Annotated in this window: 11 protein-coding genes; 2 read left to right on the top strand and 9 right to left on the bottom strand. The window is 33.8% G+C overall.

Annotation, left to right across the window (positions count from 1 at the left end; all coding sequences use genetic code 11):
* Nucleotides 1–70 precede the first annotated feature (70 nt).
* Nucleotides 71–1,900 carry a sodium:proton antiporter gene (locus tag Q0739_RS03325; RefSeq protein WP_298237275.1) on the top strand — a complete coding sequence of 610 codons (1,830 nt, stop codon included), beginning with the start codon at nt 71–73 and terminating at the stop codon, nt 1,898–1,900.
* Between the two features lie 10 nt (nt 1,901–1,910).
* Here the strand turns inward: Q0739_RS03325 and Q0739_RS03330 are convergent, their stop codons facing one another.
* The 7 genes from Q0739_RS03330 to lepA form a co-directional block, all read right to left on the bottom strand.
* The gene (locus tag Q0739_RS03330) at nt 1,911–2,609 is read right to left on the bottom strand and encodes a hypothetical protein (RefSeq protein WP_298237276.1); all 699 of its coding nucleotides are present in this window, start codon (nt 2,607–2,609) and stop codon (nt 1,911–1,913) included.
* A 107-nt stretch (nt 2,610–2,716) separates the two neighbouring features.
* Nucleotides 2,717–5,119 (bottom strand): glycoside hydrolase family 31 protein, encoded by a 2,403-nt coding sequence (locus Q0739_RS03335; protein ID WP_298237277.1) that lies wholly within the window; start codon nt 5,117–5,119, stop codon nt 2,717–2,719.
* Nucleotides 5,120–5,258: 139 nt separating this feature from the next.
* The gene (gene glgB, locus Q0739_RS03340) at nt 5,259–7,166 is read right to left on the bottom strand and encodes a 1,4-alpha-glucan branching protein GlgB (RefSeq protein WP_298237278.1); all 1,908 of its coding nucleotides are present in this window, start codon (nt 7,164–7,166) and stop codon (nt 5,259–5,261) included.
* 51 nt (nt 7,167–7,217) lie between these two features.
* Complete coding sequence (locus Q0739_RS03345; RefSeq protein WP_298237279.1) at nt 7,218–9,155, bottom strand: alpha-1,4-glucan--maltose-1-phosphate maltosyltransferase; 1,938 nt, start codon at nt 9,153–9,155, stop codon at nt 7,218–7,220.
* 32 nt (nt 9,156–9,187) lie between these two features.
* On the bottom strand, nt 9,188–10,453 hold the full coding sequence (locus Q0739_RS03350; RefSeq protein WP_298237280.1) for a glucose-1-phosphate adenylyltransferase: 1,266 nt from the start codon (nt 10,451–10,453) through the stop codon (nt 9,188–9,190).
* Nucleotides 10,454–10,490: 37 nt separating this feature from the next.
* Nucleotides 10,491–11,693 (bottom strand): glycogen synthase, encoded by a 1,203-nt coding sequence (gene glgA, locus Q0739_RS03355; RefSeq protein ID WP_298237281.1) that lies wholly within the window; start codon nt 11,691–11,693, stop codon nt 10,491–10,493.
* 537 nt (nt 11,694–12,230) lie between these two features.
* Nucleotides 12,231–14,027, bottom strand: a complete 1,797-nt coding sequence (gene lepA / locus Q0739_RS03360; RefSeq protein ID WP_298237282.1) for a translation elongation factor 4 — start codon at nt 14,025–14,027, stop codon at nt 12,231–12,233.
* Nucleotides 14,028–14,153: 126 nt separating this feature from the next.
* Here lepA and dusB point away from each other — a divergent pair, with 126 nt between their 5' ends.
* On the top strand, nt 14,154–15,149 hold the full coding sequence (gene dusB / locus Q0739_RS03365) for a tRNA dihydrouridine synthase DusB (RefSeq protein ID WP_298237283.1): 996 nt from the start codon (nt 14,154–14,156) through the stop codon (nt 15,147–15,149).
* Between the two features lie 9 nt (nt 15,150–15,158).
* Here the strand turns inward: dusB and Q0739_RS03370 are convergent, their stop codons facing one another.
* Together Q0739_RS03370 and rbfA are read right to left on the bottom strand one after the other, a co-directional pair.
* Nucleotides 15,159–16,376, bottom strand: coding sequence for an FtsX-like permease family protein (locus Q0739_RS03370; RefSeq protein ID WP_298237284.1), 1,218 nt, complete (start codon nt 16,374–16,376; stop codon nt 15,159–15,161).
* The gene (rbfA, locus tag Q0739_RS03375) at nt 16,377–16,772 is read right to left on the bottom strand and encodes a 30S ribosome-binding factor RbfA (RefSeq protein ID WP_298237285.1); all 396 of its coding nucleotides are present in this window, start codon (nt 16,770–16,772) and stop codon (nt 16,377–16,379) included.
* Nucleotides 16,773–16,801 lie beyond the last annotated feature (29 nt).

A 16,801-nucleotide genomic window follows, 5' to 3' on the forward strand; every position in this document is an offset into this window, starting at 1 on the left:
GATAGCATTTTTTAAAAACATGGAATCATCTGTTTTGCGTAAATTGGTCTTTTAAAAATAAAAACAGCTTATGTTAGAGTTATCGGGCATCATTATTTTAGGAATATTAGCACAATGGGTAGCTTGGAAATTGAAAATCCCTGCTATTTTACCTTTAATATTAATAGGGTTATTAGTAGGGCCGGTAGCGGCTGAATTTTTATCTGAAGATGGTACAAAATGGATTGAACCCATTTGGAATGGTGAAAAAGGATTGTTCCCTGGCGAAGGCTTATATTATTTTGTTTCATTAGCAATTAGTATTATCCTTTTTGAAGGAGGGCTAACATTAAAACGATCAGAAATAAAAACTGTGGGACCTGTAATTACAAAATTAATTACACTAGGCTCTGCAATTACATTTTTTGGTGCAGGTTTGGTTGCGCATTTTATATTTAACTTAAGCTGGGAGTTATCTTTTTTGTTTTCGGGATTAATAATTGTAACAGGACCAACGGTTATTACGCCTATTCTAAGAAACATTCCACTTAAAAAAGATATTTCAACCGTTTTAAAGTGGGAAGGGATATTAATAGATCCAATAGGTGCTTTGGTAGCTGTTTTAGTATTTGAATTTATTAGTGTTGAAGGTGATAGTGGCTTCACCAAAACAGCCTTAATGGAGTTTGGTAAAATTATTTTATTTGGAACCACCTTTGGTTTTACATTTGCTCATGGTTTAGCATTTGCAGTTAATAAAAAATTAATTCCTCATTATTTATTAAATGTTGTATCGTTGTCAACGGTATTATTAGTTTTTGTTGAATCTGAAATTTTTGCGCATGAATCTGGACTATTGGCGGTTGTGGTTATGGGTATGGTTTTAGGAAATAGTAAATTGGAAAATATAAAAGAACTTCTATATTTTAAGGAATCTTTGAGCGTGCTACTAATTTCTATTCTTTTTATTTTATTAGCAGCCAATATTAATATTGAAGATTTGCTACTATTATATACTTGGAAAACGGCTATTATATTTGCTATTATTGTTTTTGTTATTAGGCCATTAGGTGTTTTTTTAAGCACATCTGGATCAAAACTAAAGTTTAATGAAAAGCTTTTTATAAGTTGGGTTGGACCACGAGGAATTGTTGCTGCAGGTATCGCATCTCTTTTTGGAAGTAAACTAATTAAACAAGGGGTAGAAGGTGCAGAATATATTACACCTCTAGTTTTTACAATTGTATTAGGAACCGTTTTGCTTAATGCAACAACGGCTCGTTTGTTTGCGAAATGGGTTGGTGTGTTTCTTAAAAAATCTGAAGGCATTTTAATTATTGGAGCTTCAAAAGTATCTCGATTGTTAGGGCATTACTTGGTTACCAATAACAGGCACGTGGTACTTATAGACAGTAATGAGTCTAATATTGAAGCTGCTAAAGAGCTAGGTTTAGAAGCTATAAGCACCAATATATATTCTGAAACGCTTACAGATAATATAGAATTGAACGATGTAGGATATTTAATGGCGTTAACAGGAAATCCAGATATTAATAAATATGCTATAAATAAGTTTAGTGAGCAATTTGGTGAAAACGGCGCTTTTAGATTAGTGAGTGCTAAAGAGATGGAAGACGATAACAATAATCCAAAGGAAGGTTTGTTTTCGCATACAGATGATTATAATACATTGCTGGAGTTAACAGAAAAATATCCTTCGATAAATGAAATAACCCTAGAAGACAAGGAGCATTACCTAAGGTTAATTGAAATAACTAATAAGGATAAGGATATTATCCCTCTATTTATAAAAGACACGGAAGGCGAATTACATATAATTTCCTCGTATAATTTAGATGTTGAAACTATTGAGGAAGGTTTTCAATTGGTTTACTTAGGAAAACTTTTTGATGAACAATAAGCCAATAGGTTTAGATAAGTTTCTGTATAAGCTGTTTTATGTCAGCAATAGCTTTTCCTTTTATTATCCACGAAACCCCAAAGGCTATAACAGCAAATGTTTCAAAAATGTAAACATAATGCCTAAAAAACCAGCCACTTAGTTCTACTCCAAGTTTTTCAAGACCAATTAAAGAAATTATTATTCCCACAGAAAGAAAAACTATAGTGCCACAGATACGATATAGTTTATTATTTGAGTCATCTGGATTTCTGGTGAATTTATATCTTGACATCCAACCCATTGCAAGAACAAAAACGCCGGCAGCACCAAGGTGAATTCCACTTTTACACATAGAATTATGCCCAAATAACGGATAATTTCCGCTTTTGCATATCAAATCTATTGCAATACTTGTACTATCCATACACCTGGTTGGTATAAATACAACTACAAGTGCGGCTAAACCACCTATGTTAGTAATGAAATCATCACTTATTACTTCGGTAGTTGCGTCTTTTTTATATCCTTTATAAGACAACAGGAATAAACCAAATGCCGATAAAATAATTATAAAAAACAAAGACGAAAGCGTACTGTAGTAATAATGGCTTATAGAAGCTAAAACTTCGCCTTTGGCAATAAATAATATGAAGGGAAGACACAAGCCTAAAACACCCACTAGTTTTCTGATTCTATAGTCTGAGTTTTGAAGTTCTTGATGTACCATTAGAGTTTTATTATGTTGGTTATAAATACAATATAGAAAAAGTTTTTTGCAATAAAAAAGCCTCGCTTTATAAAAACGAGGCCTTAAAATATTAAAAGCAAATTGTCTTAACCAATAATATGAAGTTCTGAAAATTCTTTAGTAAGAACCAGTGTATTGTCGCCATTAAGTTTTATGTCTTTAAAAGCAATTTCTTCATTATCGATTTGCACTTTAGAAATTTTAAAAGGCAATCCGTGTAAATTCAATTTGAACGTTTTATAAGTAGTTTCAAACTTTCCAGATTTATGTTGCTGGATAATAAGCTCATCTTTTTTACCGTGTAGTTTAAAGTTTCTTAAACTATAACGCCCTTTGATATAGTCGTAACCGTCAGTAGCATCTTCATAAACCATCGATGTTTCTTTGCCTTGTTTATAGAACACATCAAGTAACAACTCGTCAATAATTTTTTCGCCAACATATTGTTGGATTGGATATTTAGGAATAATAGCGCCTTCTTTTACAAAAATTGGCATACTATCTAAATCTGCCTCTACCCATTGTTCTGTTCCGCCTTCAACCAATTCATCAGTCCAGAAGTTATACCATTTCCCAAGAGGAATATACATGCGCCTTCCTTTTTGGTTTGGCCCTGTTATTGGGCAAGCTAATATTTTTTCACCAAAAATAAACTCATCATTTCTGTAATGCGTTTGAGGGTCTGCCTGATCGTAAAGCACTAATGATTTTAAGATTGGAATACCTTCTTCTGCATATCGCCAGAAAGCTGTGTATAAGTAAGGTAATAATTGATACCTTATTTCAATAAACTTTCTTACTACATCTGTAATGGTTTTTCCAAATGCCCAAGGTTCTTGGTCTCCATGATCTCCAGAAGAGTGTGTTCTACAAAATGGATGGAAAATACCTAATTGAATCCAGCGTGCGTATAATTCGCCATTAGGCTGTTCAGCAAATCCACCAATATCAGACCCAATAAAAGAGAACCCAGACATGCACATACGTTGTGCTTGTAAGTTTGCAATGTTTAAATGATCCCATGTAGCTACATTATCTCCTGTCCAGCTAGAGGTATAACGTTGCGTTCCAGAATAAGCAGCTCTTGTAATTACAAAAGGACGTTTTGGGTACGAGAATTTCTTTAACCCTTGGTATGTAGCACGAGCCATTTGCATGCCATAAATGTTATGTGCTTTTCTATGACTACAAGGGTTTCCGTCGTAATCGTGTCTTACATCGTTAGGGAATGTTTTCCCTGGAACGTCCATTACTGCTGGCTCGTTCATATCATTCCATACGCCTTTAACTCCTATATCTTCAATAAGTTCCTTAAATAAATTAGACCACCAATCTCTTACTTCTGGGTTTGTAAAATCTGGAAAATAACATTCCCCAGGCCAAACCTTGCCTTTCATATATGGTCCATCTGCTCGTTTACAGAAATAATCTTTATCTAGTCCTTCTTTAAACACAGAATACTCCATGTCTATTTTAATTCCTGGATCAATAATAACAATAGTTTTAAATCCATCGTCAGCAAGCTCCTTCACCATTCTTTTCGGATTAGGGAAATACTCATTACTCCATGTAAAACACCTAAAGCCTTCCATGTAATCAATATCTAAATAAATAGCATCGCATGGAATTTGCAATTCTCTAAATTTAGCAGCGACTTCTTTAACGTTTGATTCTGGATAATAACTCCATTTACATTGGTGGTAACCTAATGCCCAAAGAGCTGGCATTGCATGTGGCTTGCCTGTTAAATCTGTATAATTTGCTACAACATCAGACATTTCTGGGCCATAGATGAAATAGTAATTCATTTCGCCTCCGTGTGCCCAAAAACTAGTGATATTTCTGCGTTCACTACAAAAATCAAAAAACGATCTAAAAGTGTTATCGAAAAATATTCCGTAAGCCTTTTTGTTGTGTAAAGCAGTATAAAATGGAATTGTTTTATAAATAGGATCGGTATCTCTACCATAGGCATAAGAATCTGTTACCCAGTTTTCAAAACGTTTCCCTTTTAAGTTGTTATCTACAGGCTTGTCTCCTAAACCATAGTAGCTTTCACCTGGTTGAGCCGTTTTAGACATTTTAACAACATCACCACCATATTCATAACTTTCTTCCCAATGAAAACCAAGTTCGTCTTCACAAATTAAACTTTTGTCTTTGGCATCAAAAATGGATATTCTTAAATCTTGTTTTGAAACTTTACAGATTAACTTTTTGGTGGTTATTATATAATTATTATCATCTTCGGTTACTTCAAGATGGTTATAACCTCTACTTGCATATTTTGTTATGGCATACGAAAAATCATTCTCAAAAATTCCAGTGGTAGTATATCTAAACCTTAAAATACTATCTCTTCTTACAGTAACCTGTAAAAGAACACCATTTTCTGCTTTAAAAGACAGGACGTTTAGGTTTTTTTCGTACTTAATTATTTTAGAAGGAAATAGATTTCCCTTATATTCTAATTCGGTATTTAATATCATAAACTTGTAAATTTATCAATTAACGAAAATAACAAATATATTAAGCTTAAAGAGTTTATTTTATGCAAAAATACCATTGATTGTTTGTGTAAAAACCAAACAATCAATGGTATAATTATAAAATCGCTAATTTATGTAATTATAGAAACTTGAATACGGCTACAGCTAATGGCGGTAGGGTTATTTCAGCAGAATAATCCTTTCCATTCCAAGATTCTTTTTTAACCGTAATTTGTTTGGTATTAGAAACACCGCTACCCCCAAATTCTTTGGCATCACTATTAAAAATTTCTTTTATTTTGCCTTTAACAGGAATACCTATTTTGTAATTCTCTCTTACCGTTGGTGTTAAATTACAAACAACTGCGACATAGTCTTTAGGGTCATTTCCTTTTCTAATATAGGAGATAACACAATTTTGGTGGTCGTCGTAGCTAATCCACTCGAATCCTTCTTGACTAAATTGCTTTTCAAAAAGCGCAGGTGTTTCTCTATAGAATTTATTTAAACTTTTAAAGTAATTTTGGAAACTTTTATGAGAATCATATTCTAGTAAATTCCAATCTAAGCTACCCTCGAAATCCCATTCGCTATATTGTCCAAATTCACCACCCATAAAGAATAAGTTGGTACCAGGGTGTGTAAACATGTAACCATAAAGTAAGCGAAGGTTTGCAAAACGTTGCCACTCATCGCCAGCCATTCTTCCTAAGATAGAGTTCTTGCCATAAACAACTTCGTCATGAGACAGCGGAAGCATGAAATTTTCCGTAAAAGCATAAGCCAAACTAAAGGTGATGTCGTTTTGATGATATTGCCTATAAATAGGATCTTTTTTAAAGTATTCTAAAGTATCGTGCATCCAGCCCATCATCCATTTCATACCAAATCCTAGACCGCCTAAAAATACGGGTTTAGAAACTCCAGTAAAAGCAGTAGATTCTTCGGCAATAGTTTGTGTGTCTGGGAATGATTTATAAATTTCTTCATTAAGCTCTTTTAGAAAAGCAATGGCATCAAGATTTTCTCTACCACCATAAATATTTGGTTCCCACTCGCCCTCTTCTCTAGAATAATCTAAGAAAAGCATAGACGCTACCGCGTCAACACGTAAGCCATCTGCATGATATTGATCCATCCAGAAAGCTGCATTACTTATTAAGAAAGATTTTACCTCGTTTCGACCATAATTAAAAATTAAACTTTTCCAGTCTTGATGATATCCTTTTCTTTTATCTGGGTGTTCATATAAGTTTGAACCATCAAAAAACCCTAGCCCATGAGCATCCTCTGGAAAGTGAGATGGTACCCAATCTAAAATAATTCCAATGTCGTTTTGGTGTAATTTATCTACTAAATATTTGAATTCTTCTGGATAACCAAATCTTGATGAAGGAGCAAAATAACCCGTAACTTGATAACCCCATGATGGGTCATAAGGGAACTCCATAATTGGCATAAGCTCTACGTGTGTAAAGTTCATTTCTTTTATATAGTTAACCAGCTCATCTGCAAGTTCGAAATACGAAAGAAAACGATTTTCTTCTACATGCCTTTTCCAGGAGCCTAAATGAACTTCGTAAACAGAATAAGGAGCGTCTAAGGCGTTGTGGTCTTTACGCTTTTTCATCCATTTTGTGTCTTTCCACTTATAAGTGTCGTCCCAAACTATCGAGCCTGTTTTTGGCGGGTGTTCTGCACGTCGGGCATAGGGATCTGCTTTTTCCGTTTTTATATCATTATTGTGGCTTTGAATTTTGTATTTGTAAATATCGCCTTTTCCAACCGTAGGAATAAAGCCTTCCCAAATACCACTTTCGTCCCAACGAACATTTAATTGGTGTTCACCTTCAATCCAATAGTTAAAGTCTCCAATTACAGAAACTTGCTTTGCGCTTGGCGCCCAAACTGCAAAATAGGTACCTTCAATACCATTTACGGTTACCAAATGCGAACCAAATTTTTCATAAAGACGATAATGTTTACCTGCTTTAAAAAGGTTAATATCGAATTCTGAAAATAAACTGTGAACTTTTACTTGTGCCATATTAGTTTAGTTATTTTTTTATAATTGTTTAGCAGTTTATGCTAAATGTTATTATTTGTTAATTTTGAAAATATGAAAGGGCAATGTTGGGTGTAACTCTACAAAGTTCCATTCGTTATGCCAATTGTATCGGCTATCTGTAATTAAATCATGCATTTCAAGGTTGTGACCTGCAGGAACACCTAGTTCGTATAATGGTAATTGTACGGTTCCTTGTTGTGAATTGTATGCATCTAAACTAATAATGACGAAAATTCCATTCGTTCTGTCATCATTCCACTTATAAAACGCCAAAAGGTTATCGTTTTCTATGTGACAAAATTTAATATTATTGGTTTGTTGTAATGCTTCATTGTGATTTCTTATATAATTAATCTTAGCGATTATAGTAATAAGTTTATTTTGAAGCGACCAATCATAATTTGTTATTTGAAATTTTTCAGAATTTAGGTATTCTTCTTTACCTAGCAGAGAATCTGACAACATATATTCAAAAACAGGCCCATAAATTCCTATACTGGAACTTAATGTTGCAGCAAGAGCATAACGCTGAATATGTTTGGACTCATTAGAACCTTGTAAATGATAAGGGTTTATATCTGGTGTGTTTGGCCAGAAGTTAGGTTGCATATATTCTTTTAACTCGCTTTGAGTAAGTTCGGTAATATATTCAATTAGTTCGTGCTTAGAATTACGCCATGTAAAATACGTATAAGACTGTGTATAACCTTGCTTTGCTAATTGCTGCATTACTTTTGGAGCAGTAAACGCTTCAGCTAAGAAAATAACATCAGGATGGTTGGCTTTTACATTTTTAATAATCCAGTTCCAGAATAGGAAAGGTTTTGTGTGCGGATTATCGACTCTAAATACTTTAATACCGCAATCTATCCAGTATAACAAAATATCTAAACACTCGTTCCAAAGTGCTTTATAATCTTCACTTTCCCAATATATTGGTAAAATATCCTGATATTTTTTTGGTGGATTTTCTGCATATTGAACAGTACCATCTGGTCGCCATTTAAACCATTTTGGATGATCTTTAACCCAAGGATGGTCTGGAGCGGCCTGTAACGCATAATCCATCGCAATTTCTAAGTTATTTTCTTGAGCTTTTTGAATTAAGGATTTAAAATCATCAAGAGAGCCTAATTGTGGGTGGATATCTTTATGTCCTCCAAATCTAGACCCAACACCCCATGTGGAGCCAACGTCTCCTTCTTTAGCTTCGGTAGTATTGTTTTTACCCTTTCTATTAACTTCACCTATTGGATGAATAGGGGGTAAGTAAACAACATCGAATCCCATATTTTTTACTCGAGGAAGCAAACGTTCGCAATCTTTAAACGTTCCATGCACACCTTCTTTTTCTGAAGCAGAACGAGGGAAGAATTCATACCAAGTACTAAATCGTGCTCGTTTTCTATCTACATAAACCTGGTATTCTGCTGATGTATTGTCAAGGATTTTTATTGGATTATCATAAAAAAGTTGATATAGTTTCTCTGAAGCGGCTTCGGTTATGGACTCACCATAATGAGTTTCATTTTTAAAAATGTTATACAAGTGATCCAAATAGGTTTTATTCTTAGCACTTACTTTTTTTGAGATAGCTTTTACATACTCGGCCCCTTCTAATAACTCTGAAGACACATGTTGCCCGTCTTCAATTTTTCTAATAAGCCCATGCCTCCAATTAAGTGCATAATCTACCCATGCCTGAACCTTATAGCTGTAAAAGCCTTGTGTCTCAACTTTAAACGAAGCTTTCCACTCATCATTTGAATCAAGTGACATTCTAACTTCTTTCCAGCTTTTGCCACTCTCATGCTTAAATAAAACAGAGACTCCAAGCACATCGTGTCCATCTGCAAGAATATGAGCTTCTACATTAAAAATTTCGTTAACTACACGTTTTACAAAAAATTTACCACAATTAACACTTGGCGACACATAATCAATAACAACTCTTTTTTGGTCTTTCATATTTAAATTGGTTATGCTTTAAAAATAAAAGTTTATATAACAGTTCCTCTAGGTATTGTTGCGTCTTTCTTGATTACCACAATACCATCTTTAATTAAATAGGTGTCCGTTTCTGTATCTTCTAAATGCTTTCCGCCATTTATTCTTACATCATCACCAATACGACAGTTCTTGTCTATAATGGCGTTCTTTATAAAGCAGCGTTCTCCTATACCCATAAGAATATCTATTTTGTTGCTATCAATTTCTGCTAAGGTTTCGTAATAATCACTTCCCATCATGTAGGTATTGATTATTGTAGATTCGTCTCCAATTCTTGAACGGATACCAATTACAGATTGTTCAATTTTTGCAGCACTAATAATACATCCTTCAGAAATCACTGCTTTTTCTAACATGGTTCCAGAAACTTTTGTGGTTGGCAACATTCGCGCTCTGGTGTAGATGCGTTTTTTCTTATCGTATAAATCAAATTTTGGGATATCATTGGTTAAGCCAAGATTGGCTTCGAAAAAGGAGTCAATGTTTCCAATATCTGTCCAATAGCCTTCATATTGGTAACTTACAGTTTTATGTTTGTCAATAGCCTGAGGAATAATTTCTTTGCCAAAATCATTTGTGTCAGGGTTTTTCATTAAGTCTGTTAACAAATCTCTATTAAACACATAAATACCCATAGATGCTAAGTAGTGACGCCCTTCGTTTTTCATTTCATCACTTACATCTGATGTCCACTCTGGCAATAAACTAGCATCTGGTTTTTCTATAAAGGAAGTGATGACATTTTTATCGTCAGATTTTAAAATACCAAATTCTGTAGCGTCTTTTGCATTAACAGGGATGGTGGCTATAGATATTTTGGCTTTGCTTTTTTCGTGTTCATTAATTAAATGGTCATAATCCATTTGGTACAATTGATCACCAGATAGGATTAAGAAATAATCAAATTCATGACTTAAGAAATGATGCATACTTTGGCGAACAGCATCTGCTGTTCCTTGAAACCAGGTCTTGTTATGTGGGGTTTGTTCTGCCGCAAGTACATCTACAAACGCACTGCTAAAAAAACTAAAGTGATACGTGTTTTTTATATGTTTATTTAAGGACGCCGAATTAAATTGTGTTAAAACAAACATGCGTTTAATATCTGCATTAATACAATTAGAAATTGGGATATCCACTAATCTGAATTTCCCTGCTATGGGAACTGCGGGTTTAGATCTTTGCTCTGTTAATGGATATAGTCTAGAACCTTGACCGCCACCTAAAATTATGGCTAAAACCTTATTATTTATCATGTTTTTTTAGTTTTAATTAGTGTAAATATTTGTTGTTTTATAGTAGTGTTTTATATAATTCTTCTACTTGTTTCGCAATGGCAACCCAGTCAAAATAATCTTCTACGCGTTTTCTGCCATTTTTTGCCATCGATTCCCTGAGTTCTTTATTGTCGATTACTTTATTGATTCCTTCGGCTAAATCTCTTGAAAATTTATCAGGGTTTATGGGTTCAAAAGGCGCTTCTTTTTGTTGTTCTAACGGTATTAAAATACCTGTTTCGCCATCTACAACAACTTCCTTAATGCCTCCAACAGCACTAGCAACAACTGCAGTATCGCACGCCATAGCTTCAATGTTTATTATCCCGAAAGGCTCATAAATAGAAGGGCAGCAAAACACATTGGCATGAGAATAAAGTTGTATAATTTCTTCTTTGGTAACCATTTTATCAATCCAAATTACATTGTCGCGAGTCTTTTTAACTTCGTTTACAGCGTCCTCCATTTCAATACCAATTTCAGGCGTGTCTGGGGCTCCTGCACACAATACAATTTGAGTGTCTGGGTCTATATATTTAATAGCATTTACTAAATGAATGATACCTTTTTGGCGCGTTATTCTTCCAACAAACAGCACATATGGTTTGGTTTTGTCAATATAATACTCGTCTAAAGTAGACGTCTCTGAAGTTGTTATGTATTGCTGAAGATTAATACCGTTGTAAATAACATGAACTTTGTTCTCGTCAACATTAAAATGTTTAATAACATCTTCTTTAGTTTCTTCTGAAACTGCAATAAGCGCATCTGCCATTTCAATTGCAGTTTTTTCAACCCATGAAGAGGCATCATAACCTTTTCCTAGTTGCTCACGTTTCCAAGGTCTTAAAGGTTCCAAAGAGTGTGTTGTTATAACAAGTGGGGTTCCGTAGCATAATTTTGAAACAATACCAGCAAAATGAGAATACCAAGTGTGACAGTGAACAACATCGGCATCTATTGGTTCTGCATTCATATGAATACATGTGCTTAAGGTTTGAAAAACCGATTTTAATTTGCCGTCGGCCTCATTAAAAATTGAATTATCATAAGGATATCCTTTAACTGTTGGATTACTCGATGTTTCATCTTGATCACCAAAACACCTCACATCCATCTCCATTAATTTAGCTAATTCTTCGGCTAAATATTCAACATGAACTCCTGCGCCACCATAAACATAAGGCGGAAATTCTCTAGTGTAAAAAAGTGCTTTCATTTAGTTGGTTTTGTAGTTATTTTTTTATTTATAACAATTAAGTATTCTTAAAACAGATGCGTAATAATAAGCAATTTGTTAAAAAAATGGATAAATTCACATCAAAAAAAAGGAATTCTTTAAACAAAGGACACTCTTTTTTAAGTCTAATTTAAAAAATTGTAAAAACCGTTTTTTGAGTGGCATTTTATTGAAAATCAATCAAAAGACCGTCTCAAAATCTAATTATTGTTAATAACAATTACATGATTTTAAAATACAATTTACTAAACTAAAAATCACTAAAACTTAATAGTTTTAAGGGTTTGGTGTAAGTTTAGTAAAAAGTTTTGCTTGTAATGTTATAAACATACAAAATAATTGTTAACAAATTTTAACCTTATTTATTTTTGAAGAAAATAAGGCGTAATCGCTTTTAAAGGAAATATTCAATAATAATTTTAATAGAAAACCCGATTTTAGTTTTAATCACGCAACTAATTTATAGCAAAAGGCTGGTAGGTACTATTATGGTTTTAAAAAAAATAGGAAGGCTTTTTAATCATTCAACTTCAAAACCGCCATAAATGCTTGCTGAGGTATTTCAACATTACCCACTTGGCGCATACGTTTTTTACCTTTTTTCTGTTTTTCAAGTAATTTACGCTTACGCGAAATATCACCACCGTAACATTTAGCCGTAACATCTTTACGTAATGCTTTTACGGTTTCTCTAGAAATAATTTTAGCGCCAATGGCTGCTTGAATGGGAATATCGAATTGTTGACGTGGGATAAGCTCTTTTAACTTTTCACACATTTTTTTACCAATGTTGTGCGCATTATCAGCATGAATTAATGCCGAAAGCGCATCTACAGGTTGGGCATTCAATAAGACATCTAAACGCACTAATTTAGAGACCTTCATACCAATTGGATGATAATCAAAAGAGGCATAGCCTTTTGAAACTGTTTTTAATCGGTCATAAAAATCGAATACAATTTCAGCTAGAGGCATCTCAAAAATTAACTCAACACGTTCGGGCGTTAAATAGGTTTGATTAATAATCATACCGCGTTTTTCAATACAAAGCGACATGACGTTTCCAACAAAGTCAGATTTTGTAATGATAGTAGCTTTAATATAAGGCTCTTCAACACGATTTACTGAAGAAGGTTCTGGTAAATCTGAAGGGTTATTTACTATAAAAGCTTCATCTGGATTTTTATTGGTGTAGGCATGATAGGATACATTGGGAACGGTTGTAATCACCGTCATATCAAATTCACGCTCTAAACGCTCTTGGATAATTTCCATGTGTAGCATGCCTAAAAACCCGCAACGGAAACCAAAACCTAATGCCGCAGAACTTTCTGGAGCAAATACTAAGGAAGCATCATTTAATTGTAATTTTTCCATAGAATTACGAAGCTCTTCGTAATCTTCAGTATCAACAGGGTAAATACCTGCAAAAACCATAGGCTTAACATCTTCAAAACCTTCAACAATATTTGTGGTTGGGTTTTCAAAATCTGTAATAGTATCTCCTACTTTTACCTCTTTAGCGGTTTTAATTCCTGTAATTAAATAGCCTACATCACCAGCTTTAACACTTTGTTTTGGAACTTGATTGAGTTTTAAAGTACCTACTTCATCAGCAAAATACTCTTTATTTGTAGCTACAAATTTTATTTTTTGTCCCTTTTTAATTTCACCATTAAATACTCTAAAATACGTTTCAATACCTCTAAAAGTGTTGTAAACCGAATCGAAAATTAAAGCCTGTAATGGTGCATTTGGATCACCTTTTGGAGCTGGAACACGATTAATAATAGCTTCTAAAATATTATCAACACCAAAACCTGTTTTTCCACTAGCATGAATCACTTCTTCAGGGTCACAACCTAATAAATCTACAATATCATCAGTAACCTCTTCTGGATTGGCACTTGGTAAATCTACTTTATTTAAAACTGGGATAATCTCTAAGTCGTTTTCTAAAGCTAAATATAAATTAGAAATCGTTTGTGCTTGAATACTTTGGGCGGCATCAACAATTAATAAAGCACCTTCGCAAGCAGCAATAGACCTTGAAACCTCATAAGAGAAATCTACGTGTCCAGGTGTATCAATAAGGTTTAAAACATATTTTTCGCCATTAAGCTCATAGTCCATTTGAATGGCATGAGATTTTATAGTAATACCACGTTCGCGCTCCAAATCCATGCTATCCAGTAACTGTGCTTGTTGTTCTCTAGCGGTTACAGAGCCTGTAAAATCTAATAAACGGTCTGCGAGTGTACTTTTCCCGTGATCTATATGTGCAATAATGCAAAAATTTCTGATGTGCTTCATAAATGAATCTATACCTAGATTTAAGGTGCAAATATAGATAATTTCTAAAGCTAAAACCCTTATGATTATTAGGGATTATTCAATTCTTTAAAAAAGATGTAATTTTGCACCAAAATTAATTATTTTTTGATAAAAATAGACAATATACAGCTACCTGATTTCCCACTTCTTTTAGCACCTATGGAAGATGTAAGCGATCCTCCATTTCGTGCTTTGTGCAAGGAGCAAGGAGCCGATGTTGTATATACTGAGTTTGTTTCTAGCGAGGGCTTAATTAGAAATGCTGCAAAAAGCGTTATGAAGCTAGATATTTATGAAAAAGAACGACCCGTAGGCATCCAAATTTTTGGAGCTAATCTAGATAGTATGCTTCAAACCATTGATATTGTTGAAAAATCTAAACCAGATATCATCGATATTAACTTTGGTTGTCCTGTAAAAAAAGTAGTGAGTAAAGGCGCTGGCGCAGGTATTTTGAAAGATATCTGTTTGATGGAAAAACTCACTGCGGAAATGGTAAAACGTACCAAAATACCTATTACTGTAAAAACCCGATTAGGTTGGGATCACGATTCTATAAAAATTGTTGAAGTAGCAGAACGTTTGCAAGATGTTGGTTGTAAAGCGATAGCTATACATGGGCGTACGCGTACGCAAATGTATAAAGGAGATGCCGATTGGAAACCCATTGCAGCAGTAAAAAACAATCCGCGCATGCATATTCCTGTATTTGGAAATGGCGATGTAGATACGCCTGAAAAAGCTGCTTTAATGCGCGATGAATATGGATTAGATGGCGCTATGATTGGTCGTGCGAGTATAGGTAATCCATGGTTTTTTAAACAAGTAAAACACTTTTTTGAAACAGGGGAACATTTAGCACCTATTTCTTTAGAAGCACGTGTCGAGGCTGCTCGCCGCCATTTACAAATGTCAATAGACTGGAAAGGCGAAATTTTAGGTGTTTTTGAAACCCGTCGCCACTACACAAATTATTTTAAGGGCATTCCGCACTTTAAAGAATACCGTATGAAAATGGTAACCTCTGATCGTTCAGAAGATGTTTTTGCTGCTTTTGATGAGGTTTTAGAAAAGTTTTCAGACTACCAGTTTACTACATAGAATATTATATTAACTTGTTCTAACCAAGTTTTTGGTAATTCTAGAAGAGGCTATTTTTGAAGCTATTATTCCAAGTACAGAAATCGTAACAAATACTATCAGTAAACTACTAATTTTCACTTTTACAGGATAAGGGAGTGATGGCGTAATAAATATTTTTAATGTTTCTGGCCCATAAATTTGATTTAAAGTTAGCAAAAGCCCAACACCAATACCAATCATTCCACCTAATACACTCATTAAACTACCTTGGTAAAAAAATATTTTTCTAATATCTTTAGTAGTAACACCAATATTAAAAAGTGTATTTAGGTTTTTCTTTTTATCTAAAATCATCATGATTATAGAGCCTATAACATTAAATAACGCAATTATTAACACTAGGGTAAAAATAAGATAGACAGCTAAATTTTCGGTATTTAGCATTTTATATAATGCATCATTAAGTTGCGCTCTATTTTTTATGATTACTGAATCTCCGAGAATGCTGTGAATCTTTTCTCTAACTATAGCTTCATCTACTCCTTCTTTTAGTTTAAATTCTATAGCAGACACTTGATTGGTGTCGTAGCCTAAAAGATGTTGCGCCAATTCTATAGGTGCAAAAACATAAGTATCATCTAATTTTTCGTTTATCGAGAACACACCAACATTAATAGCCCCAACAGTTTTAAAAGCTTTTTTTGTTGAGGTTATAGCTCCTTTCCCTGGTTTTGGCACATAAATATTAATTGATTTAGCGTAATCTAAAACACCAAAGGACAGATTTCTTGAAATGCCAGAGCCAACAACTATTTGATTTGTTTTCTCGCTTAACCAACTACCTTGTTCAATAATAGAATCAACAGGGTTCACTTTTATAAAATTAGCATCTACTCCTTTAATAAATGCACTAGGATATGTCTTATCGTCTGCTACTATAATAATCCGTTCTTCAATAATTTTTGAAAACAATGCAACTTCGTCAATGCTTTCGAGTTTTGAAATGTTTTCCTCGGTTAATAAAAATGATTTTCCTGAAGCAGCTTCAGCTTTTAAATCGGGATCAATAATAGTAGAAAATTGAAGTGTAAAATCTTTTAATCCCGCAAAACCTGACAACACGATAAATAAGGAAGCGGCACCTAAAATAACACCTACAATAGCTATAATGGTAATAAAATTAATAGCATTGTTACTGCTTTTAGATTGCAAATAACGTTTCGCTATGTACAATGAAAAATTCAACTAAGATTTTTTTCTTTTGTCAAGTAAGTCTGGATTAATAAGTGGGTTTTCTTTTCCTTTTAAAGACTGCTCAATTTTGTCAATGTACTCTAGAGAATCATCAATAAAAAATTCTAATTGCGGCATGCGCCTTAATTGATGTTTGGTTCGTTGAGCCAACTCATGCTTAATAAGAGAGCTATTAGACTTTATTCCTGTTAGGATTTCGGCACCTTTATCATTTGGAAAGACACTCAAGTAAACTTTTGAAACAGATAAATCTACTGTAACTTTTACTTTGGTTACAGATATTAATATGCCTCGCATACCACCTTGAGTTGCTGCATTTTGAAGTACTTCCGCTAAATCGCGCTGTAATACCGATGCAATTTTTCGTTGTCTTTGACTTTCTTCCATGATGCAAAAATAACGGATATTTAAGGATT

It is taken from the genome of uncultured Algibacter sp. (assembly GCF_947487605.1).
Classification (GTDB): domain Bacteria; phylum Bacteroidota; class Bacteroidia; order Flavobacteriales; family Flavobacteriaceae; genus Algibacter_D.